Below are 23677 nucleotides of genomic sequence, written 5' to 3' on the forward strand. Positions count from 1 at the left end.
CGATTTGACGATTTATAATTTACGATTACAATTCCTTTATTCTTCGCGCAGGGCTTCTGCCGGTTGTATCTTCATAGCTTTACGCGCCGGGATGCCGATGCCTATCACAATCATCAGGACGATGAGAATAAAAGTCAGAACAACGGTGATAATAAAACGGCCGGTCTCCAATGTGGTTCCGTTCATCCAGGAGTTCAGTTCGGCATGAGCCAGATTCCAGTCTATGATAATGGCCGGTACGGTAGCTATCAAAAGCAGTAACAGACCTTCGGACAGAAGGCGGTTGAATATCGTATGGTTCGTTCCTCCCAATGCTTTGTGCAGGGCGATCTCGCTACGGCGCTGTTGTGTACGAAACCAGAAAGTGCCCAACAATCCTAAAAAAATATTCAATAGCAAAAAGACCATACCGAAAATGTAATTACGAAGCTCATTCATAGAAGCTTGTTCGAAATTACGCCGGATATCGGCAAATGAACGAACATCGGCAATAAAAACATTTCCTACTCGGAGCTGCTTCTCGCTATCCGCTTTCAGACGGTTCATAAAATCGACATCCTGTCCTTCTTTCACACGTACACAAAGTTCAAGATGAGTATCATACCAACTGCGGCCTAATTTGTAAAGCATGCAATAAGAAGAAAAAGCCTGTTCATGATCCGAGTAACGTACCGGTTTTAAAGAAGCAGCTAACTTATACGTTTTCGCTGAATCTCCAAACAGATAAAATTGTTTTCCTACCAATGAAGTCAGCTTCACACCGTATTTCCGTTCATACAAATTATCCGATGCCAGGAAATTCTCTTTCGTAAGCATCTCTGCCAACTGTTCCGGAGTCTCTCCCCTTGTCCCCTGATAACGAAACACTCTCAAGAAATCCGGTGTCACAAACCGGCGGACCACATAACCATAAGACTGCAAAGTATCGTATCTCACTTCCGTCCCGCTATTACTCCCGTTATACGGATATGAATTTTGCGACAGGCTCACCGCTTCCACTTCCGGACGGCGGGCAATACGGTTGACCAGTTCATCTATTTCTTCGGCAATCAGCGTATCATTCGGTATGAAGTCGGGACTCTTGTCGGTAAGCTGCCCCATGCTCACGAGATAACAGTTTGAAATATCGAATCCGCGCGGTTCGGTATAAACCTTGTACTGCACATAAATATAATCCACAACATACCACATCACTACGCTCACCAACAGCAACTCCGTCGCTATCCAAAGATTGGAGTGCCATTCATTTTTTATCTGTGTAAATAGTTTCTTGTTCATCATTCATTCGATTTAGTGGGTTCTACCTCCCAACGCATTTACAATACTGGTACGTGACGCTTTCCAGGCAGGAAAACCACTGCTTAAAAGATTGAGTACAAAGCAGAAAAGCAACGCATACATAAAAGTGGAAGGCTGCAACAGAATGGAAGCATTTACTTCCGGCGGATTGAGCGTAATGCTATAAGCTTGGGCAAATAGCAATCCATTGCCGAGATAAGCAAACAATATGCTGAAAAGTAATCCCACAGCACCGGCCAGCAAAGTGACCACTAAGTTTTCCATCACAATCTGTCCGATCATCTCCGTGCGGGTACTGCCAAAAGCGCGGCGTACCCCAATCTCGGAAACACGCTGGCGCAAACGGCTCTGTGTCATACTACTCAAGTTAATAGCAGGTACCAGCAACAGAATGATAAAAATAATTACCCGTTGACGCCGGGCCGCCGACAGGTCCGGTTCCCAATTGGCGGCGTAAGCTATCGCCTGCTTTTCCTGATCGTAAGGACGGTTACGATAAATCAACTCATATCCGTTTTCAGCCAACAGATTATTATATTGCAGGCGGACTTTCTCGCATTCTTCACGAATGGCATCGAAATCGTCACGGTCACGTGCCAGAATAGTGGCACTCATCATGCCCATGTGATTGTCGCTCCACGTATCTTGAGCCAGATCGGTAGAAGTATAAGGTATCCATACCTGTGCATAAGCAGCATCCGCCAAAGCTGAAACATCTTTCACCACTCCCGCTACCGTATAAGGCGCATGATTCAACAAAAATTCGCGCCCGGCAGCCTTTGTCGTACCAAACAAATTGCGGGCTACACTTTCAGTGACAACCGCTACCGGACGTCCCGATTCAAAGGCAGCCTGATCATAAGGTTTCCCATCGACAAACGCAAAGTCAAAAACTTGCCAGTAAGTATCATCCGTCTGTTGCATATCTATACTGATGGCAGGTGTACCCGGCATGGAAGCCGGAGTAGTTATGGCAGCAACACAATAAATGGTTACTGCTTCGGGAGTTGTAAGCGACTTGAAACATGCCTTGGCTGTCTGTACACTCATCGGTCCGTTACTGGAACCTCCTCCCCATTCTTTATTGGTAATACTCATAAAGCGTACATGCAGAAAACGGTCGCGGTTGCTCTCAGGCGAGAAAGGGGCTACTTTCACCTGTTGAATCATCACCACCAGCATTATGAGAAAGATGGCAAGTGCCGTACCCAATATGCTGACGAGACTGATGATGGGCTGCTGGCGCAATTGTGCCAATGCTTGTTTGAAATATAGTTTAATCATTTTGAGATCATTTACGATTTGACAAATCCCTCTATTCTCCGACTTGCAGATTACGGGTATTCACACCTCCTATGCCGTCACTGGTGACATCGGCGCTCCGGGCATATCCGGACAACGTCATATGTCCCACTCCATCGGCTTTGGCTACCAGCTTCACACAATGAACATGGACATTTATCTTCCCTACCCCTTCCATTCGGGCACGAAGCGTTTTACACTCCAGATCGGCAATACGGATGGAGCCTACCCCTTTCATATTCAATTCAAGGTCCTTCATTTCCAACTTTTTCTCACAACGGAAAGCACCTACGCCTTCCATATTCACACGGGAGAGGTCGGGAGCCGTAATATAAAATTTCACTCTTTTGGACTTATTGTTCTGCTCTTTGTAAGTAAGGATAAGTTCTCCATTCTTTACCTTTACAAGTACCTTCTCTACAAATTTCCGGGGGCCTTCAATGCGTAGCGAATATTCGGATGACTGTTCAAAATTCACATCGCCCACAGCTTCGAACCGGATGGAAGAGAATTGTGAAACGGACTCATTACGAGTGATCGTTTTGTCGGTCTGCGCTTGTGAGAAAGTGAAAAATGCTCCTAATACAAGCACGATAGTAGTTATGAATATATTTGTTTTCATGATCTGTATGATTTCTTTAAGTTATAAAATGGTCTGCGAGTAGTCCGGGATCATTACTGTATCTGGCGTCCGTCGAAGAAACGAACGGTACGCGAAGTTTGTCTGGCCTGCTCCTCATTATGGGTCACCATCACGATGGTCCGTCCGTCTTCCTTATTCAGACGGTGAAGAAGTTCCATGACTTCAGCCCCCATCTTCGAGTCCAAGTTACCGGTCGGTTCATCGGCAAGAATAATTTCCGGATTACCGATAATGGCACGTGCAACGGCTACACGTTGGCATTGACCGCCGGAAAGTTGTGTAGGGAAATGGCGCATGCGGTGACTCAGCCCTACCTTTTCAAGTACTTCCTGTGCCAGGCGTTTACGCTCACTACTGTTCACATGGCGATAAAGCAACGGAAGCTCCACATTATCCAATACATTCAATGAATTTATCAGATGGAAAGACTGAAACACAAATCCCAAAGTCTTGTTGCGGAAAGCAGCCAACTCTTTATCTTTCATCCCTTCGGTACGGGTACCGTTGATCTCGATCGTACCGGTAGTCGGTGTATCGAGCAATCCCATAATATTCAGTAATGTAGATTTCCCACAACCGGAAGGACCCATAATACTGAGGAACTCACCACGATCCACTGTCAAGTTCACGTTTTCAAGGGCTACCGTTTCAATCTCATTTGTACGGTAAACTTTAGAGAGCGAAGTCAATGTAATCATAACTTTTTGTATTTAATAGAATTTTCAATTTCGTATTTTATCACTAAAAGGATTTCAAATGATATGCCAAAAACATAAATTACTTATATTCTGAATATTAGCTAAAAACGTAGCTGTCCGAAAATGAACACTTTTCGCAAAGGCGGACTATTTACGGATATGAAAATGAACACAACGGCAAACTTTCATAAACAAATGCCAGCATACAGTCTCCCATACAAAAAGTACGGTCCGCTAAAAAGGAAAAAATCCTGTCTTTCTGCTATCGGGTATCTATCTCCGAAAATAAAATGAATGTGGAATTATTGATTATCCATGAGCAATAATTGGTTGCCATCCACTTACAACAGATATTACACACGCGATTAATATAAATCGGGTAATATTGCAAGAAAATAAAAAATAATCTCCAATCATTAACAAAACATGAGAAACATGATGAAAAACATTACTCTCAAACAAGTTTTACGTCAACATGCTCTACTGGGCTGCATAGCGTTACTCCCACTTTCGCCTGTATATTCACAGGCCGATAACCAACAAATCGCTTTTCCGGGTGCCGAAGGCTGGGGACGGTTTGCAACCGGCGGACGTACCACAGATCCCGCTATCGGAAGCAAAGTGTATTACGTAACAAGTCTCGATGATTATCTTTCGTCCGAAGAGCCTATAGAAGGGACACTCCGTTGGGCATTAACCACAGGAGACGATACGCCGCGAACCATCCTCTTCAAAGTGGGCGGCACTATCAATCTTAAAGAAAGATTGAAATGTCCGAGACCGAATGTGACCATTGCCGGACAATCGGCACCGGGTGGCGGCATCTGTATCTCCGGGGCAAATATTTATATCCACAGTAAAAACTTCATCGTACGTTACATCCGCTTCCGTGCAGGAGACCTGTCCGGCAGTAATTATTCGGCATTAGGTATAGAGAACACCGAAAATATAATCATCGATCATTGCTCTTTCAGTTGGTCGATGGAAGAAAACGTGACAATGTACGACAACAAATACACTACTATGCAATGGTGTATATTGAGCGAACCGCTCTATGTATCCAAGCATGATAAAGGTGCACGCGGATACGGTGCCCAATGGGGAGGTGAACACTCTACATTCCATCACAATCTGTTTGCACACTGCGTAGGACGTACTCCATTGGTAAACGGAGCACGTGATAAATCTGCCAGTGGGCACGATGCTTTCGTAGATACGGAAATCATCAATAACGTACACTTCAACTGGGGCAATAAAGGTGCCTTATATGGCGGACAATTACATTCCATCGTAGAGGGAGCTTATTCGCGTACCAACCTCATCAACAACTACTATAAGCCGGGACCGGCTACCAACACTTTTCAAGACCGTTGGTTCGCCGATTGTTCGCACGATGCTTCCAGCGCTACCGGCCTGGGAGAATGGTATATCGATGGCAACATGTTTGAAACAAATGAATATAAGAATGACAAAAACAAAGGAGACCATTCGAAGGTAAACGCCAACAACTGGATATATGCCGATGAAAACAACTCCAAAAAAGCCGTAAACTTGCGTGCCGGCATCGATAAAATAAATGAAATAAAACTCACGGCCCCATCAGCTAACAGTGAGTTGACCATCGAAACAGCAGAAGAGGCTTATCTTAAAGTTATCAAACAGGCAGGAGCACAACTTCCCAAACTGGATGAAGTGGATACGCGTATTCTCGCCGAAGCTGCCGGAGAATTAAAGCCGGTAGACAGAGGAGCGATAAAATGGAATAAAACAGAACCGGATCCCGGCAACATCAAATTTGTGGGTATGATCAATTCACAAGAAGACTTGAAGCCCGCCGATGCAGGCGACAACTGGACTCCCTGGCCGGACCTCACACCGAAAGCCGGTGAAACAGTTCCGACAGATACCGACGGTGACGGTATCCCCGACAGTTGGGAAGAAGCCAACGGACTGGATAAAAACGATCCGGCAGACGGCGGCATCCTCACGGCTAACGGATATTCCAATCTGGAGAATTATCTGAACGGACTGGTCGGTGATACAGGCACTTCTATCGTACGTCCTTTCGTTACGGATCGTGAAGTAGCCGTTCTAAATATCACCGGCATGTCAGGTATACAAGTATATTCTTCGTATCCGCAGGTAAAGAAAAGCGAAATCAGCCTGCCGGCATTGCAACCGGGCATATACATCGTGACCTATATCCTGACCGATGGAAGCCGGCAAAATGAAAAAATCGTTATTACCTAATAAAACAGATAACCTGAGTTCGACATAAAACTTATCCTGCACGGCTTCCCCCTCTTTCCTGAAGAAAGAGAAGCCATACAGCATGATTTTTACAGCGAGTGGAGGTTAAACAGAACTCTAATTTATAATAGATACTCAATGAAAACCAGTAAAACCATCTATCTTCTCATGTTGCTATTATGCCTGCCGGCATCTGTAGCAGCACAATTGCTTCCGGCTTTCCCGGGTGCCGAAGGACACGGCCGCTATACAACCGGTGGCCGGGGCGGCAACGTTTACCACGTGACAACCCTTGAAGACAGTGAGGCCAAAGGAACCCTCCGCCATGCTGTCAAGCAAAAGGGAGCACGCATCATTGTTTTCGATGTGGCAGGAACGATCTATCTGAAAAGCGATTTGAAAATCTCCAATGACTACATCACCATTGCGGGACAAACTGCTCCGGGACAAGGTATTTGCATTGCCGACTATCCCGTCATTATCTCAGCCAACGATGTTATCCTCCGCTATCTGCGTTTCCGCGTAGGTACTGAAAGCATAGCCAACGGCGGAGAGCCCGACGGACTCGGTGGTATGGACCGAAAGAACATCATTGTAGACCACTGCTCCATCAGTTGGTCGGTGGACGAATGCTTATCCGTATACGGCTCGGAAAACACCACTGTGCAATGGTGTATCGTATCCGAAAGTTTACGCAGTTCAGGACACAGCAAAGGAGTACATGGTTATGGCGGTAACTGGGGAGGCGCCCATGCTTCCTACCATCATAATCTGATGGCCCACCATGAAAGTCGTGTCCCCCGTCTCGGCCCGCGTCCCGGAACACAGGAACGTGAATATATGGATCTGCGCAATAATGTATTCTATAACTGGGCCGGCAACGGATGTTATGGCGGCGAAGGCATGAAAGTAAATATCGTGAACAATTACTATAAGCCGGGACCGGCTACTCCCAATAGCGCCGTACGTTACCGCATTGCCAAAATCGGTGTCAGAACAACCGCTTATTGTACCAATTCCGACGGTACTCCCAACGCATGGAAACCGATGGAACACGTATGGGGACAATTCTATGTAGATGGAAATGTGATAGAGGGAAACGCCAATGTCACCGCCGACAACTGGACAAAAGGCATCTACGAACAGATCAACAACAAAGAGTGTGACAATACATTCAACGATCAGGTAAAGGCAGAGATGAAACTGAGTGCGCCGCTCGAAACCGAATTTGTGACCACCCATACCGCAGAACAGGCTTTCAAGCAAGTCTTGCTTTATGCCGGATGTTCGAAAGAGAGAGACATCATTGACGAACGTATCGTTAAAGAGACAGAAACAGGTACGGCCACTTACAAGGGAAGTGTTTCATCGGATGCCTCCAAGAAACCGGGGCTCATCGACCGGCCTACCGACGTAATGCCCGCCGGAGCTTCCAGCCCTTGGCCTGAATTAAGTGATGGCGGCGTGACTGCCGACCAACTCAAGGATACGGACGGAGACGGTATGCCCGATGTATGGGAAACTGCCAATGGGCTGAATCCCAATGACTCCTCTGACGGAAAAACATCCACGCTTAGCAAAGAAGGTTACACCAATCTTGAAGTATATCTCAACAGCCTTGTTGCAGACATTACAGAAAAACAAAACCAAGAAAGCGATGACGGTGGCGATACCCCGGGGCTCATCAACGTAACTCCCTCTACCTTAAAAATCGTTTTCGATGCAGCAGCTGACGGAAGCGTATTACTGCTCGCCAACGGAGAATATACCGAAGCAATCGGTATCCCCGGAGGACGCGCCATCACCTTGAAAGCGGCAGAAGGGGCTGCACCGGTATTGAAATTCAACAATGAGATCTCCGGAAAAAGCGAAAAGGACGGTAGTCTGGTCTTTGACGGATTGACAATCGAGCCGGCCAACGTGAACTACTTTATCAGTCTGAGTGAAGGTGCATACCTCCGGTCGTTGCAATTCAAAAACTGCCGTATCGAAACCTCCAAACGCGGACTGATGACGATAAGCGGTAAAGGCGTAAACGGAGAATTGATAATAGACAACTGCATTGTGCACCCCGACCAGGCAACAGGTTATAGTTACATCTACAACAATGGCGGAGCCACACAAAAAGTAGTGATCACTCATTCCACCTTTTACAACTATCCGCAAGAACATCTGTTTTGGACGCGTAACTACGGCGAAGCGCTCGATTTCACCTTTACCTTTGAAAACAATACCGTAAGCAGATGGTCCAAAGGCGGTAAAAGCAGCACCAACACATTCAGTTTATGCAAGATAGAGGAAACGGCATTCAACGGTACTTATACATTCCGAAACAATCTGATAAACGGTGCTTATCCGGGAGCTGATTTTACGCCATCCGTACTCAACACTACAAGTAAAGGTGTCCTGCTCGCCGAGAAAAATCTCATTGCCGGCTTCGAAAGCTATCTTTGTGACAACATAGGGAGTAAAACCGTCAATGACCTAACTTTAGGAGAAGGAGTCCTCTCCGGACTGACTACAATCGATTTTCCTGACGTGGACAACGGAGATTTCAGTATCGACAGTAATTCCCCTTTAGCCGGTGCAAGCACCACCGGAGGCGTTATCGGTGATCCACGCTGGCTGAAAGGAAGCGGAACCGGCATCGGAAATAAACCGGCAGATGAAATCACCGCTTATGCATCGGCCCATACGGTCTATGTAAAAGGAATCTCCGGGAACAGTTATATTGAAGTATACACCTATGCCGGAACAATGATCCGCAAACATGAAACATCCGGTACGGAAACCTCTTTCGATCTACCCTCGGGAAACTACATCGTGAGAATAGCTACCAAAAATACGATAAGTATCCGGAAAATACTGGTACCTTAACCCCAAGCAGTATAACCGGCAAAGGCCTGTACTTACCATATAGAAAGTACAGGCCTTTGTTACTTTATAAGCTGAACAGACTAACGAGGATTCTGCTCCATATTCGGATTCGCATCTATCTCCGTCTGCGGAATAGGTAATGCTACCCTCGGATCAGACGGAGTAATAACCGCCGCATCAGCTACGGAAGCCAAATGCCAACCGCCTGTACGATTCACGGATAATCCGTTTCTCATGGCATCAAAAAAAGCGTGTCCCTCTCCTACCAGTTCTTTTCTGCGCTCTTTCAGAATACGCTCCAGACTTAATTCCGATTCTTTTACCGACTTCACGGGATTGGCACGACTTACTATCGCATTGAGGCAATCCAAAGAAAATTTCAGGTTTTCTGCTCCCCCTAACTTAAACGCTGCTTCAGCAGCATTCAGATAGACTTCGGAAAGACGAATAATGCAAATATCGTTGTCTTGCGGATTATCGCCCGTTTTACCCGGATATTTGTTCAGATACTTAGGATAACCGGTAGAGCCTTCGGGCAATATATCTTCATCCGGCTTTTGCGGCAGGCAGTTCAGTGCATGCCGCACATCATCGGGGTCTTCTCCCAGCAAATCGAGAAAAGCCTTGGTAAGCACCAGATTATTCCAGTCTTTCACATTATCGGCATAAACCATCGGAGCCCCTTCACCTCCGGTACCGCCATCAGGTTCCGAAAGAGTATAGTAAAACTCAAAGAGAGATTCCGAATTAAAATCTTTTCCCCATACGGTGGGATATTCATCGTGTGTGAACAGGTTGTACAATCCTCCGTTATTCATTACTTCTTTGGCCAGTTCGAGCGCCTTTTCATTATTATTCATGTAAAGGTAAACACGTGAAAGTAATGCCTTGACACTCCACACATTAAGATAACCATCTTTTTTGCCGGTAGACAATGCGGAAAGATCCAAAGCACCGGTCATATCGTCAATCACCTGCCGGTAACATTCGGCCACCGTATTACGGGAAGGCTGATGGGTAGGCAGCGTAGTTTCAGTCTCGATAGGCACTCCTAAAGACGCACCGTTGTTCAATGTATAAGGCATAGCAAACAGACGGGTAAGATCAAAAAGAGCCAATCCGCGCAAAGCCAACGCCTCGGCTTTGATACAATTGAGTTCAGTAACATTATCCGTGGCTACCGCACCGGATTCTATTCTCTCCAAAAGACTGTTTGCCTGATGAATCACGATATAAGGCTGATTCCATACACGTGTAATATTCAAGGCATCATCTGCCGTTACATTAAATTCATAATAAGGCGACACACGTTTGCCGGGCCCTTTACTGATACGCGCCTGGACATCTTCGCCCCGGCAATCGGCATAATAGAGATAGTTATCGCCATAATAGCTGTGCGAAGCTGCAATACGATAAATGCCGTTCAAAGCAATCTGTGCCTCTTCAAGCGTACGGATGGCTTGTTCGGAGGTAACGGAAGTGGACGGATTCAAATTCAGCCAATCGCCGGAACAGGAAGAATAAAAAAAGGATGTGGCCGCGAATATATATATAAATATACGTTTCATATATCTGAAAATTAATAAGAATTGAAAAAATCAGAAAGTTATCTCAACACCAAAATTAAAAGTACGCATAGCGGGAGCTTCACAGAATACCTCACCGTTAACCGGTACTTCAGGATCATACTGCTTCCACTTGGCCCACGTCAGCAGGTTACTGCCGGAGAAGTAGACACGTGCATTTTCTATCAGAGCTTTCCGCGTCCATTGTCCCGGCAACGTGAAACCGATTGTCAGATTCTTAAGCCGGATATGGTCAGTACTGTGAATATAGCGGGACGAGTTTTGCGGACCGGCGCTTTGCTCCAACACGAAACGGGGCACATCAGTTATATCTCCCGGTTTCTGCCAACGGTCTAAAGCATATACGGGCAAATTGTATGACTTCTCTTGACTGCCGTCAGTCTCTATCAGTGTACCTGTTTTATCGAAAGAATAACCGCCCAATGAATAGGTAAAGGTAAGTCCCAGATCAAACCATTTGTAAGAGATGATATTGGTGAATCCTCCCGAAATCTTCGGATCGGCAGATTTATACGGGATGGCTTGCGCCTTGGAAGCATCATCGGTCTTTTCTTTATTATAATTACCCTGTTCATCTTGCGTATTCAGATAATAAAGGGCTTTTCCGGTCATCGGATCTACTCCGGCAAACTCTTTCACATAGAAACTATTATAAGGAAGACCGATCTTATGGATAAACCAGGAACCCTCGATAGACTGTGTCATATCTCCATCCAACGTCACGATCTTATTACGGTTGTGCGTCAGGTTCAAGACCGATGTCCAGTTAAAGTCCGGACTGGCAAAGTTGATGGTACGTAACTCGAATTCCACTCCTTTGTTGTTGAGCTGACCGATATTTGCCAGATAATTCAGGAAACCGGTGGTAGCACTGATAGGACGATTGTAAAGCAGGTCTTTGGTATCGCGGTTATAGTATTCGAGGCTCACAAAAATACGATTGATAAAAGCCAGATCAAGACCGATATTGAGATTGTAATTCTTTTCCCACTTCAAACCGGGATTGGCTTGTGCAGATTCATACGAGCCTGCGGCTCCCATATAATTCTGTCCGTAACTGTACAATCCCATATATCCGTAAAAAGCTCCCGGCTGATTACCATTGACACCATAGGAAGCCCGGATTTTCACATCATTCAATACCGGTTTCACAGCGTTCATAAAAGACTCATTGCTCAGATGCCACATACCGGAGACAGACCAGAAATCTCCCCAACGGCTTTCCGGTGCCAGACGTGAACTACCATCGCGACGGTAACTGCCGGCAATGTAGTAACGGTCATCATAATCATAATTCAAGCGGGAGAGGTAAGAAATCATTCTGTATGCCTGCGTAGAAGAAACAAAACTTTTCAATACGGCAGCATTATCCGGTTCGAGCAATACATCTGAGGGTAGTTTGGACTTCTCTCCCATCGCTTTATCGCTCTGATAGCTTTCCAGTTCATAAGCAGCCAGTACATCAAGATGATGTTTGGCGGCAAATGTACGGGTATAGTTTAATGAAGTAGACGACAATAGCTTACCATATTCGGTAAACCCCTTCGAAGTCTGGGCATCACTTCCGCTCTTCGGTCCTGCCCCACTAAGAGGATTCAGGTAACGGGAATCTTTCTGTACGGCATAATCATAGCTCAGGGTCTCTTTCAACTTCAATCCTTTGATGATATCTACAGAAGCGTATCCGGTAGAGAACATACGTGTTATACGGCTTCGGTTATAATCAGTACGGATGTCGCGAAGCGGATTCACATTGGTGCCGGCATAAGAGCCTACATAATTGCCAGAAGCATCGCGTACCGGCATGGAAGGCGTGGCAGATACCGCTACACAAAGAAACGGATTGATGTTGGAACCGCGCTCTTCATTCATCTCCTGATTCATCTGGGTGAACATCATATTCCCTCCTACTTCGGCCCGGCTACCTATCTTCTGCGTCATGTTCAGACGGGCGGAATAGCGATCCAGGCTGGAATTCTCCACTAATCCTTCCTGTCGGTTGAAACCAAGAGAAGCGTAGAAAGTAGTACGTTCATTTCCTCCCGAAGCAGAAACTTCGTAATTCTGATTATGGGCGGTACGAATCAATTCTTTCCGCCAATCAGTATATCCTAATTCCGGTATTCCTGCATACGTATCGATGTTGGCGTTGGCATACTCTTCGGGAGATTCTAATCCCTGATCTACAGCAGAATTATACAAACCTTCGTAAATCATCTCACGACGCTGTTCCCCATTCAATGTAGGACGGAAGTTGACGGCGGCATTAGAGAAACCTCCACTGGCACTCAAAGTAACTTTAGTACGTCCTGCCGCTCCTTTCTTTGTAGTAATCAGGATCACTCCATTCGCAGCACGCGATCCATAAAGAGAAGCGGCGGCGGCATCTTTTATCACTGTGATATTTTCAATATCAGCAGGATTAAGCGTGCTCATCACATTGGTTTTGGCATTATTCATATAAGCAGCATCAGCACCCGTACCGGCACCCATATTACCGGAAGTGACCGGTACGCCATCAATGACGAACAGAGGTTCGTTAGATGCATTGAACGACCCCATACCACGGATACGAATACTCTGATTGGCGCCCGGCTGGCCGGAACTGGAAGTGATGTTCACTCCCGTTGTCATTCCCTGCAATTTCTGTTCAACAGAAAGTACCGGCACGTTTTTCAGCATATCGGCCCGTAAAGTATTGGCCGAACCGGTAAAAGACGACTTTGAGAAATTACCATATCCTGTTACCACCACCTCGTCCAAACTCAGTGATTCGGGACGTAACTCCACATTCAATACTCCACTTTTCGGCACTCTTACCTCTATCGTTTTCATACCGACATAGGATACAACCAGAATTTTATCCGATGGCTCCACATGTAAGGTATAGCGACCATCCATATCCGTCACTACTCCCCGACTCGGTGCTCCTTTTACAGAAACGGTAGCCCCGATAAGTGGCTGTTTGTCGTCTGATGATGTCACCACACCTTTTATTTCCAATTGTTGTGCCTGAACATGTATACCACACAGGCAACTCAGTACAAACAATACTACTTTAAAGTTTCTCATTGGTTAATTATTTTAAATCTACAAACACCTATTTGCGCTTGTATACCTCAATAATTGTACCTTAAAGGCGTTGAAGAAACAAATTAATTCTAAACGTCAGTAAATAAAAACATTAATTATTCAAGGAAAACTAAGAAATGAAAAAAGGGCTGTAGATTCAGTCCACATATTTGTGGAATAATTCCACAGTCCATTAGAAAAAATACAGTTCAACTGTTACATCCTTAATAAAATATTATGTCTCTAATCGTTATTATAAGAAAATAAAAAATCAAACCTGTTACGTAACAGAAACCACATGGCAGGAGTCAACTCAACATTCAATCCCAAAGTGGAAGCAATACGATAAAAGGTAGAAACCTCAGGTTCTGTCTTTCCCGTTTCCACACGAGAAATATAAGATTTATTAGTTCCTATCTTTTCGGCAAGTTCTGCCTGTGTCATGTTTGCTTTCTTCCTTGCCTCTTCAATTATCTATCCGGTAGAGAAAGCATTCGCCCTATCTTCGGCAGCCTTACGCTCCGGAGTCCCTTCTTTGCCAAACACAGTATCCAACTGTACATCGATATCAGACATCTTTAGTTCTTTTTCGCTCATTATATTCTTTCTTTAGTTTTAATGCTTTATCAATTTCTCTATCTGGTGTTTTCTGCGCCTCTTTTTGAAAACCATTGAACAATACAACAATATGTTCCTCATCATAACAGAAAAAAATCCGATGGATATTATCTTACCACTCTATTCTTAACTCATATAAACCATCTTTGAAAAACTTCACGTACTTTGCCGGTAGTCTATCTTGAGTTTTTAATAAGAGTAATCCATATAGGACTTTTTCTTGCATATCTTTATCCAGAATATCAAAAAAAAATCTTTATAGTAGTTTTTGTATGCTATTATCTTTCTGTTCATACAGCAAAGACAGAAGAAGTTTATCAATTGAGTAACTTTTTAATAAATATTTTAGAGCTATACACAAAAATAGCGGTAACTCCATTGGAACTACCGCCAAATATCCTATTTTTTTACATCAAAATTATATCCTCATATTTTTTTGATAAAGAAGCGTTTTAATGTCCTTTATTTCCGATTTGAAGGGAGCTTTATAATTATTCAAATTCTTTTGATCTCTTATTTATTATCCCCACTCCATATAAAAGGCACTTTCATTTTGTCAAGAAATATCCTCTATTTTAGCTTCAGTTTCGTTTTATTCTTATACTGGCTCATATCGCTCACTACCACCCGATCGCCCGGCTGCAATCCGCTCACCACCTCTACAAATTCAAAATTCGAATCACCCAACTGCACTTTACGTTTCACAATTTCATCATCCGATGTCATTACGAACAAATCATATTCACCACGTCCCACATAGTAAGAGGCATTGGCAATACGCATCACGTCTTCTTTCACAGCATTCATCACATATACATCCGTCTTCAGTCCCGAACGCAAACGGCGGTTATTGTCATCCATCAATTGTACAGAGAAAGAGATTACCCCGTTTTTAGACAAGGGAGTCACACTGCTGACCACTCCTTCCAGCTTTTCCGTACCGATTTTCACGATCGCTTTTCCACCGGCAGCCACACGGTCACCATAAGTATCCGCTATTTCACCCTCTACCTTGAAATGACTTAAATCGGAAATAATAGCTACCTGACCACCTTGAGGAACCTGAGCACCCACTTGATTATTAATATAAGTGAGAATGGCCTTACGCGGTGAACGAATCTGCGCATCATCCAATGTACGTTTCATCTCGGCAAGATTCTTCCGGAAAATGTTGAAATCGAGTTCCTGCACTTTCAGCTCGGCGGCAGCAACTTCCTTTTCATTATCATACTGTTGTTTGAGCTGTTCATATTCGAGTTGGGCTACATTATAACTCAGTTCAGCCTGACGTACTTTATCGGTAGTACCGGCACCCAGGCTATCCAGATAATGTTCGTTGCGAAGCTCTACCTTCATCCGGTTCAACTTCATGGCAGACACTTTAATCTGCATAGCCATATCAGAAAGTTTCGTCTGGTTATTGACACGAAGCTGCTCCAATTTATAACGTCTCATCTCTTCTTCATCGAGCAGTTTTTTATACTCCGTTTCCGTACTTTGCAAATCGAGCTTCAAAATCGGTGTTCCCACATCCACACTGTCACCACCACGACGATAGACTTCAACAATACGGCTATTGATGGGAGACGTGATAATCTCTTCGAAAGCAGGTGCCACCTTCCCCGATGCACTGACACTGACTTCAATCGTTCCTTGATCAACGGCAGAGAGTATAATGTCTTTTTTCTTCACTCCCGTACGCATCAGGGAAATCAGAATACTGATAACCACAACAATCGTGACAGCAATAGCTGAAAAACGGATAATCTTTTTATTACGCTCTTTCTTGCGTATCTCTTTGGGAATTTCTCTGTCCATCTTATATTTATTTAGGAATTATGATTTATGAATAATGGCTTATAAATCATCAGTCATCATTCGCTATCAGGGATACCAAATCCGTGCCAAATTCATAATCATCTGAAAACAAGATAAAAAAGAAAAAGACAGGGTGTTCGTTTTCGAACACCCTGTACGAATTTAGAGAATCATAAGGCATAAATAACCGACTATCTCAACCTTAAACGGTCACCAACTTCCGGAATATAATCACCGTCTTTCCGGTTCATTTTATAAAGATTCTTCAAACGAATACCGTATTTCTGCGAAATGGTATGCATCGAGTCTCCATCCTTCACTATATATACATTATACTGCTTCGGAGCCTTTTTCTTTTTCGCCTTCAAATAGATAATATCCCCCTGTGTCAGTGTATAATCGCGCTGCAGATCATTGTATTTTACCAGTTTCTTCCAACTGATCCCGAACTCATCACCCAGTTCTTTAAAAGTATCGCCGCTACGGGCAACCACATAAGCAATATCATTGGCGATGTATACCGGATGCGGATTCAGCAACCACGGGTGCTTTCTTAATTTCCGTTTTGAGTAGACTCCCTGAGCATCATATTTATACAAATCATAATCTTCGATAATCGTAATCAAACGATTAGCATAGGAAGGATCTGTGGCATAACCGGCTTTCTTCAATCCGCGTGCCCACCCTTTATAATCGGTTATGTCGAGTTTAAAAAGAAAGGCATAACGAGCCCCCCGGGTAAGAAACGTAGAATGATCTTCATAAGAATCCCTCGGATTTTTGTAAGCGCGAAAACATTCCTGACGGGCATCATCGTCGTGTCGCACCGTACGGCCTTTCCAACTTCCCCCACACTTGATACCAAAATGATTGTTACTCTTACGTGCCAACTCACTCATTCCCGCACCGCTCTCGAGCAACCCTTGTGCCAACGTGATGCTGGCAGGAATTTTGTGTTCTTTCATCTGCTCTATGGCAAGATCCTTGTATTTATCGATATAAGTCACATAACGTGAGTTCCGGCGTTGAGCCTGTGCACCCACAGAGCAAACAAGCACAATAGTCACTACAATAAGTCTGAGAAGTCTTTTGTCCATTTTATAAATAGATAATGTGAGTTAAATGCCACAAAAATCATAAAAATAATTGGGATTATCAATCTCTTTCCTAACTTTGTAACATTAATTGTAGAACAAAAACCCTTGATAAAGATGAAAGACCTGACGATTACCAGTACTATCAAAGTATATGAGTTTGATGAACTTACTAAAACGGATCAGGCTCTGATGACGGCTGCCATGGAAGCAACCGGCCGTAGCTATGCTCCTTATTCCAAGTTTTCCGTAGGTGCCGCCGCCCTTCTTGCCAATGGCACTGTAGTGACCGGAACCAATCAGGAAAACGCCGCTTATCCATCGGGGTTGTGCGCCGAACGTACTACTTTGTTCTATGCCAACTCACAATATCCGGATCAGCCGGTAACTACGCTTGCCATTGCCGCCCGAACGGAAAAAGATTTTATCGATCTCCCGATCCCACCATGCGGGGCGTGCCGACAGGTGATACTGGAAACTGAAAAACGTTACCAACGGCCCATTCGCATTCTTCTCTATGGGAAAAAAGCCATTTATGAGGTAAAAAGTATCGGCGTACTGTTGCCTCTTTCATTTGACGCCTCAGCAATGAAAGTATGATGACTCAACAATTCAATACCAAATTAAAAGGTAAGCTTGTTCTTACCGATTCTTATCACGCAGACAAAACTCTGCAAAAAGAAAAGAGCCTTTACAAATTTATCTGGGTAAGAAGCGGAAGTATAACGCTGGAAATAGACCACCAGGAAATAATGCTTGCAAAAAATGAGATAATCTCCCTTTCCAACTTGCAGCATCTGGAATTTAAATCTATTGACGGAGACTATCTGACTTTGTTGTTCAACAGCAACTTTTACTGTATTTATGGCAATGACCACGAAGTATCCTGTAGTGGATTCTTATTCAACGGTTCTTCGCATGTGATACGTTTCACATTGAACGAAGCGGAACAGAAAACCCTGAATGACATTGCCGACACCCTCTGTAAAGAGTTTTCCGTCACAGACAATTTGCAGGAGGAAATGCTTCGTATACAATTGAAGCGTTTCATTATTCAAAGTACACGCATTGCACGCCATCGATTGAATATTACTCAGGAAAAAGAGTATAGTTTCGAAATTATCCGCCAGTTCTTTATTTTGGTAGATACCCATTATCGGGAAAAGAAACAAGTGCAGGATTACGCGGATATGCTACATAAATCCCCGAAAACACTATCGAATATTTTTTCAACTTGCAAACTCCCCTCCCCACTCCGTATCATTCATGAACGGATAGAGGCTGAGGCTAAACGTCTCTTATTGTACAGCACAAAGAGTTCCAAAGAAATAGCCGATCTGTTAGGTTTTGAAGATCAGTCTTCATTCAGTCGCTTTTTTAAGAATATGACCGGACAAAGTACCGTTCAATTCCGTAATGAAGCTGAAAAACAAGAAAAATAGTAGAATAGAAATTACACAGATAAAGAAGCCGGAAACAATTTATAGATATTCAACAAATCATACAATAAAAGGCTTTTCTTTTACATCGAACCCACACATATTGTAACTTTTTATAAAATCCCCATCGTTTTCTCGTAAAGAAACGTTTCGTTTCTCTACGAGGAACGAGTGGTTTCTCTACGAGTTTCAACCAACTCCTTTACGAGAAAAAATGTCTTTATATAACGTGCTATAAACCAATATATTACAATCCACAAACGTTGTATATCATTTTAACCATACAATTATCATTTCACATCTGCGTTTCACCGTTACTTCACATCTTAAATGCTTACACAAACAATTCTTATTGATACACAGTTATTTAATGAATTTAATTTATTATGGTTAAAAATACCTTTTATTCATCGAACTGGCTTCAATCACACTCACCGTTCTCATTCAACAATCGAAACAAATGTCATCTTCCAAATGTTATGTTCTAAATAATAACCTCTTAAAAAGACAAGAATTATGAAACAATATGATGCAATTATTATAGGTTTCGGCAAAGGTGGAAAGACATTAGCTGCCGAACTGGCCAATCGTGGCTGGAAAATAGCCCTGATAGAACGCTCTGACAAAATGTATGGCGGTACGTGTATAAATGTAGCTTGTATACCAACCAAGGCTTTGATACATGAAGCAGAAATATCCGGAATTATGTATCAGGGGGATTACAAAAAGCAAAGTAACTTTTATAAATTAGCCATTGCCCGTAAAGACAAATTAACCTCATTCCTGCGTGACAAGAATTTCGATGACCTGGCCAACCGTCCGAACGTAACGATCTATACCGGAACTGCTTCCTTTATATGTCCTGACACAGTAAAAGTAACACTCCCCGATGAAGAAATAGAATTGCAAGGAAAAGAAATTTTCATCAATACCGGTTCTACGAGTATTATCCCCGCCATCGACGGTATCCGTGATAGCAAGCGGGTGTATACCAGTTCAACCTTACTGGATATGGAACTACTTCCCCAACACCTCATTATTGTAGGCGGTGGATATATCGGACTTGAATTCGCATCTATGTATGCCGAATTCGGAAGTAAAGTAACCATCCTGGAAGGGGGCAGATTCTTCATGCCGCGTGAAGACCGGGATATTGCCAACAGTGTACGGGAGGTTCTGGAAAGAAAAGGTATCGAAATCCGTTTGAATGCCCGCGCACAATCAATTCATGATACGGCCGACGGCGTTACGCTGGCCTATACGGACGCTTCGGACGGTACTCCTTATTTTATAGATGGAGATGCCATCCTATTGGCAACAGGACGTAAACCGATGATCGACGGATTAAATCTTCAAGCAGCAGGCGTACAAGTCGATTCACAAGGTGCAATCATCACAGATGTACATCTGCATACTACCACTCCGCATATATGGGCGATGGGAGATGTGAAAGGAGGTCCGCAATTTACTTATGTCTCTTTGGACGATTACCGGATTATTCGTAACAAGCTATTCGGTGACAAAGAACGGACAACGGAAGATCGCAACCCGCTTGCTTACTCTGTATTCATAGATCCTCCTTTGGCACACGTCGGTCTCACGGAAGAGGAAGCCATAAAAAAAGGTTATTCATTCAAAGTATCCCGTTTACCGGCAACAGCCGTAGCGCGTGCCCGCACATTACAAAAGGTAGATGGCATGCTGAAGGCAATCGTCGATGCGCACACCGGAAAAATCATGGGATGTACTTTATTCTGTGCAGATGCATCGGAAATGATCAATATCGTCAATGTAGCCATGAAGTCCGGACAACATTACAGCTTCCTGCGTGATTTTATTTTCACGCATCCGAGTATGAGCGAAGTCCTGAATCAATTATTCACATTCGATTAAACAGGAAACTTAAAAACTTTTTTTTTAAATTCCTCAAACAACACCTGTGCCTGCCTGCTTAAATTATCGGCAAGTGCAGGTGCTATTTTTACTATTATAGGGTAAGATTCCTTTCTTTTTTCTATTTTTGCAACAAGACTTTTTCATTTCAAAGAATTATCACAGTAAGACGTTATTTATAAAACAATATGCAACTGACATTTCGAAAAGCAACCACCGAAGATGCTGCCAGAATATGGGAAATCATCTTGCAAGCCAAAGCACAAATGCTTCGGCAAAACAAACAGCAATGGGACGAAACATATCCTTTACCGGAAAATATAGCTAATGACATTCGTAACGGTTATGCCTATGTATTGTGCAGTGAAGCCGATATCATAGCTTATGCCGCAGTAGTCTTTGACGGGGAACCTGCCTATAATTCCATTGACGGTAGCTGGTTAAGCGAACAACCTTATGTAGTTGTTCATCGGCTGGCCGTTGCCAATGAAATGAAACAAAAAGGAATCGCCTCTCTATTTATGCAGAAAGTAGAAGAGCTAAGCCGCAGTCAAGGCATTCATAGTTTCAAAGTAGATACCAATTTTGATAATTTCTATATGCACAGAATGTTAGAAAAGTTAGGATTCAGTTATTGTGGTGAAATATTATATCAAAGAGGAAGCCGCATGGCATATGAGAAACTTTTATAAGTAATGATAAAAAGCAATTTGACACAACTGAAGTTGCTAATTTGACAAGTACAGGAAAGAGTCATTTTTCGAACCAATAGGGGATATTCCATACCGGGAGACAAATACAAATGGCGTTAACCACTGTATATCAAAGAATTAATCACTTATTTAATAAACAATTAAACTGATATTCTTAGCCTGTAAGAATACGCTTTTAATACTGTGTTAAATACGTATTCTTGTTGGTAAGAATACGCTTCTTTACAGGTAAAGAAATTAATGTTTTGCAACGGAAGAAACCATATGCCGAAAACAGGATTAACAATGTTAAAATCAGACGTGCGATTTTCTCACTATATAAACCATCGATCTGTTTTAAAAGTTTTCCTATCCTCCAAGGGTAGATGTTCTTAAGCTCCACATGTTTGAAATGGATTTCAATCAAAAATCTTTTTCCAAACTAATCAGAATGAGTCTTTCACGCCTTAGCGACTATATTTAATATGAGTCGACCTTAAAATTGTCCGTGAAATTAGTAGGAAATTAAATATTGATACTAATATAGTGTTGGGAGTTTCATTTTTTATCTTACCTTTGCCCCCGGAATTAATTAAACTACTCCGATGAGAATATCCAAGTAAGACAACACATTTCGGTAAACATCACTTTTTACATGCTATTTTTCTATCGACACTGAGCATCACAAACGTGTATGTTTGGCCACTATTGTGTTTATCTCTCTCCTCCCTACTTTTTCGTGATGACCAATCCCAGTCTTTAAACTTTCAAAACCATAATCAGCATGAGTATATCCATTCAAAAAATCACATACATACACGCAGATAAAGATATTCTATTCAAAGACCTCGATCTATCTGTAAATAAAGGACAAAAAGTAGCATTAATCGGTAATAACGGATCAGGGAAATCAACTCTCTTACAGATTATTGCGGGATGGCTTCCCCCTTCATCGGGTACAATCATTCGTCCGGATGATTTATATTACATCCCTCAACACTTCGGACAGTACGATAATCAGACTATTGCAGAAGCATTGCAGATAGATACGAAAATTAGAGCACTACATGCTATCCTGAACGGTGATGCTTCCGTAGAAAACTTTCATATTCTGAATGATGACTGGAATATTGAAGAGCGGGTACAAACTGCATTAGTTTCTTGGGGAATACATGATAAATCAACGTCACAATCGATGTGCGAACTGAGCGGCGGAGAAAAAACACGGGTGTTTCTGGCAGGTATGGAAATACATGCCCCTTCTGTCATCCTGTTGGATGAACCGACCAACCACCTGGATACAGAAGGCAGAAAACAACTCTATGAATTTGTGAAAAGGACCTCTTCTACTTTGATTATCGTCAGCCACGACCGGACACTGCTCAACTTACTGAATACTACCTGCGAACTTACCCGGAGCGGCATAAACGTATATGGAGGAAATTATGAATTCTACAAAGAACAGAAAGGTATCATGATGAATGCTTTACAGCAGCAACTCGAAGAAAAAGAGAAAGAATTACGTCTGGCTAAGAAAACAGCCAGAGAAATGGCAGAACGAAAAAATAAACAAAACGTACGTGGAGAAAAAGCGAATATAAAAAAAAGGATTCCTCGCATAGCAATGAATACCCTAAAAGATAAAGCAGAAAAAAGTACAACCAAACTAAATAACATACATGCCGAAAAATCAGAGCAACTGACAAATGAAATGAACCGACTCAGAAATACCCTTACCGGTACGGCAGCGCTAAAAACTGATTTCAATGCTTCTTCGCTACATACCGGTAAGATATTGATTACGGCCAAGGATATCAATTTCAGTTATAACAATAATGACGCATTATGGAAAGAATCCTTGAGTTTTCAGCTAAAAAGCGGTGACCGTCTCTGTATCAAAGGAGTAAATGGATCGGGAAAAACAACTTTATTGAAACTCATTACCGGAGAGATTGTCCCCACACAAGGGAGCCTTTCCCGTATAGACTTCAAATACGTTTACCTCAATCAGGAATATTCCATTATTAAAAATGACAAGAGTGTCCTCGAACAGGCGGAAACCTTTAATAGTCGTAATCTACCTGAACATGAAATAAAAACCATACTCAACCGCTACCTGTTTCCGGCAACCGTATGGGACAAATCTTGCCGGAAATTAAGTGGCGGTGAAAAGATGAGACTTGCTTTTTGCTGTCTGATGATCAGTGACAATACTCCGGACATGTTCATTCTGGATGAGCCTACGAATAATCTGGATATTCAAAGCATCGAAATCATCACGGCGACAATCAAAAATTATACAGGCACGGTAGTTGTGGTTTCTCACGACAAATATTTCGTGAATGAAATAGGTATTGAAAATTTTCATACCTTTGTCTGAAATTTATCATCCTCTT

At 43.1% G+C, this 23677-nt stretch carries 16 protein-coding genes and 2 pseudogenes; 7 read left to right on the forward strand and 11 right to left on the reverse strand.

Translation table 11 applies throughout. The features are described 5' to 3' along the window. Positions 1 to 36 precede the first annotated feature (36 nt). The 4 genes from RB604_RS18385 to RB604_RS18400 are packed head-to-tail and all read right to left on the reverse strand — an operon-like array spanning position 37 to position 3942. Positions 37 to 1278, reverse strand: a complete 1242-nt coding sequence (locus RB604_RS18385; RefSeq protein ID WP_005930370.1) for an ABC transporter permease — start codon at positions 1276 to 1278, stop codon at positions 37 to 39. A 12-nt stretch (positions 1279 to 1290) separates the two neighbouring features. Further along, on the reverse strand, positions 1291 to 2583 hold the full coding sequence (locus tag RB604_RS18390) for an ABC transporter permease (protein ID WP_005930368.1): 1293 nt from the start codon (positions 2581 to 2583) through the stop codon (positions 1291 to 1293). A 31-nt stretch (positions 2584 to 2614) separates the two neighbouring features. Then, positions 2615 to 3223 (reverse strand): GIN domain-containing protein, encoded by a 609-nt coding sequence (locus RB604_RS18395; RefSeq protein ID WP_005930366.1) that lies wholly within the window; start codon positions 3221 to 3223, stop codon positions 2615 to 2617. 53 nt (positions 3224 to 3276) lie between these two features. Continuing rightward, on the reverse strand, positions 3277 to 3942 hold the full coding sequence (locus RB604_RS18400; RefSeq protein WP_005930364.1) for an ABC transporter ATP-binding protein: 666 nt from the start codon (positions 3940 to 3942) through the stop codon (positions 3277 to 3279). 435 nt (positions 3943 to 4377) lie between these two features. Here RB604_RS18400 and RB604_RS18405 point away from each other — a divergent pair, with 435 nt between their 5' ends. Beyond that, positions 4378 to 6192: a hypothetical protein gene (locus RB604_RS18405; protein ID WP_055294158.1), complete on the forward strand. Its 1815-nt coding sequence runs from the start codon at positions 4378 to 4380 to the stop codon at positions 6190 to 6192. 168 nt (positions 6193 to 6360) lie between these two features. After that, complete coding sequence (locus tag RB604_RS18410; protein WP_055294337.1) at positions 6361 to 9069, forward strand: DUF4957 domain-containing protein; 2709 nt, start codon at positions 6361 to 6363, stop codon at positions 9067 to 9069. Between the two features lie 80 nt (positions 9070 to 9149). On the opposite strand, the gene RB604_RS18415 is transcribed toward RB604_RS18410, so the two are convergent. From RB604_RS18415 to RB604_RS18445, 7 genes and pseudogenes are all read right to left on the reverse strand, one after another. Further along, entirely contained in the window at positions 9150 to 10637 is a 1488-nt protein-coding gene (locus RB604_RS18415) for a RagB/SusD family nutrient uptake outer membrane protein (protein ID WP_005930356.1), read from the reverse strand. A 30-nt stretch (positions 10638 to 10667) separates the two neighbouring features. Then, a complete protein-coding gene (locus tag RB604_RS18420; protein ID WP_055294160.1) occupies positions 10668 to 13727 on the reverse strand; it encodes a SusC/RagA family TonB-linked outer membrane protein in 3060 nt (1019 codons plus the stop codon). 243 nt (positions 13728 to 13970) lie between these two features. Beyond that, positions 13971 to 14201, reverse strand: a pseudogene (locus tag RB604_RS18425) (helix-turn-helix transcriptional regulator); the annotation flags it as partial. Further along, entirely contained in the window at positions 14202 to 14324 is a 123-nt protein-coding gene (locus RB604_RS21490) for a hypothetical protein (protein WP_259327040.1), read from the reverse strand. Continuing rightward, a pseudogene (locus RB604_RS18435) lies at positions 14296 to 14639 on the reverse strand (type II toxin-antitoxin system RelE/ParE family toxin). Before RB604_RS18435 ends, RB604_RS21490 begins: the two are co-directional and overlap by 29 nt. Positions 14640 to 14915: 276 nt before the next feature. After that, positions 14916 to 16163: an efflux RND transporter periplasmic adaptor subunit gene (locus tag RB604_RS18440; RefSeq protein ID WP_005930349.1), complete on the reverse strand. Its 1248-nt coding sequence runs from the start codon at positions 16161 to 16163 to the stop codon at positions 14916 to 14918. Positions 16164 to 16354: 191 nt separating this feature from the next. After that, positions 16355 to 17260: a glucosaminidase domain-containing protein gene (locus tag RB604_RS18445; RefSeq protein WP_005930347.1), complete on the reverse strand. Its 906-nt coding sequence runs from the start codon at positions 17258 to 17260 to the stop codon at positions 16355 to 16357. A 114-nt stretch (positions 17261 to 17374) separates the two neighbouring features. On the opposite strand from RB604_RS18445, the gene RB604_RS18450 reads away from it, so the two are divergent. From RB604_RS18450 to abc-f, 5 genes are all read left to right on the forward strand, one after another. Continuing rightward, a complete protein-coding gene (locus RB604_RS18450) occupies positions 17375 to 17857 on the forward strand; it encodes a cytidine deaminase (protein WP_005930345.1) in 483 nt (160 codons plus the stop codon). Continuing rightward, complete coding sequence (locus tag RB604_RS18455; RefSeq protein WP_025819079.1) at positions 17857 to 18699, forward strand: helix-turn-helix domain-containing protein; 843 nt, start codon at positions 17857 to 17859, stop codon at positions 18697 to 18699. The genes RB604_RS18450 and RB604_RS18455 overlap by 1 nt, the downstream gene beginning before the upstream one ends. Before the next feature lie 513 nt (positions 18700 to 19212). After that, complete coding sequence (locus RB604_RS18460) at positions 19213 to 20589, forward strand: FAD-dependent oxidoreductase (RefSeq protein WP_055294162.1); 1377 nt, start codon at positions 19213 to 19215, stop codon at positions 20587 to 20589. Between the two features lie 188 nt (positions 20590 to 20777). Beyond that, positions 20778 to 21281 carry a GNAT family N-acetyltransferase gene (locus tag RB604_RS18465; RefSeq protein ID WP_005930340.1) on the forward strand — a complete coding sequence of 168 codons (504 nt, stop codon included), beginning with the start codon at positions 20778 to 20780 and terminating at the stop codon, positions 21279 to 21281. 784 nt (positions 21282 to 22065) lie between these two features. Then, complete coding sequence (gene abc-f / locus RB604_RS18470; RefSeq protein ID WP_005930338.1) at positions 22066 to 23661, forward strand: ribosomal protection-like ABC-F family protein; 1596 nt, start codon at positions 22066 to 22068, stop codon at positions 23659 to 23661. Positions 23662 to 23677 lie beyond the last annotated feature (16 nt).

Origin of the sequence: Bacteroides salyersiae, from assembly GCF_031172035.1 — a bacterium.
Classification (GTDB): domain Bacteria; phylum Bacteroidota; class Bacteroidia; order Bacteroidales; family Bacteroidaceae; genus Bacteroides; species Bacteroides salyersiae.

Coding starts and splice junctions, on each gene's coding strand:
- RB604_RS18400 (WP_005930364.1), bottom strand. CDS start 3,942: ATGATTACATTGACTTCGCTCTCTAAAGTTTACCGTACAAATGAGATT.
- RB604_RS18450 (WP_005930345.1), top strand. CDS start 17,375: ATGAAAGACCTGACGATTACCAGTACTATCAAAGTATATGAGTTTGAT.
- RB604_RS18465 (WP_005930340.1), top strand. CDS start 20,778: ATGCAACTGACATTTCGAAAAGCAACCACCGAAGATGCTGCCAGAATA.
- RB604_RS18460 (WP_055294162.1), top strand. CDS start 19,213: ATGAAACAATATGATGCAATTATTATAGGTTTCGGCAAAGGTGGAAAG.
- RB604_RS18385 (WP_005930370.1), bottom strand. CDS start 1,278: ATGAACAAGAAACTATTTACACAGATAAAAAATGAATGGCACTCCAAT.
- RB604_RS18415 (WP_005930356.1), bottom strand. CDS start 10,637: ATGAAACGTATATTTATATATATATTCGCGGCCACATCCTTTTTTTAT.
- RB604_RS18455 (WP_025819079.1), top strand. CDS start 17,857: ATGACTCAACAATTCAATACCAAATTAAAAGGTAAGCTTGTTCTTACC.
- RB604_RS18405 (WP_055294158.1), top strand. CDS start 4,378: ATGATGAAAAACATTACTCTCAAACAAGTTTTACGTCAACATGCTCTA.
- RB604_RS18390 (WP_005930368.1), bottom strand. CDS start 2,583: ATGATTAAACTATATTTCAAACAAGCATTGGCACAATTGCGCCAGCAG.
- RB604_RS18440 (WP_005930349.1), bottom strand. CDS start 16,163: ATGGACAGAGAAATTCCCAAAGAGATACGCAAGAAAGAGCGTAATAAA.
- RB604_RS18420 (WP_055294160.1), bottom strand. CDS start 13,727: ATGAGAAACTTTAAAGTAGTATTGTTTGTACTGAGTTGCCTGTGTGGT.
- RB604_RS21490 (WP_259327040.1), bottom strand. CDS start 14,324: ATGAGCGAAAAAGAACTAAAGATGTCTGATATCGATGTACAGTTGGAT.
- RB604_RS18445 (WP_005930347.1), bottom strand. CDS start 17,260: ATGGACAAAAGACTTCTCAGACTTATTGTAGTGACTATTGTGCTTGTT.
- abc-f (WP_005930338.1), top strand. CDS start 22,066: ATGAGTATATCCATTCAAAAAATCACATACATACACGCAGATAAAGAT.
- RB604_RS18395 (WP_005930366.1), bottom strand. CDS start 3,223: ATGAAAACAAATATATTCATAACTACTATCGTGCTTGTATTAGGAGCA.
- RB604_RS18410 (WP_055294337.1), top strand. CDS start 6,361: ATGTTGCTATTATGCCTGCCGGCATCTGTAGCAGCACAATTGCTTCCG.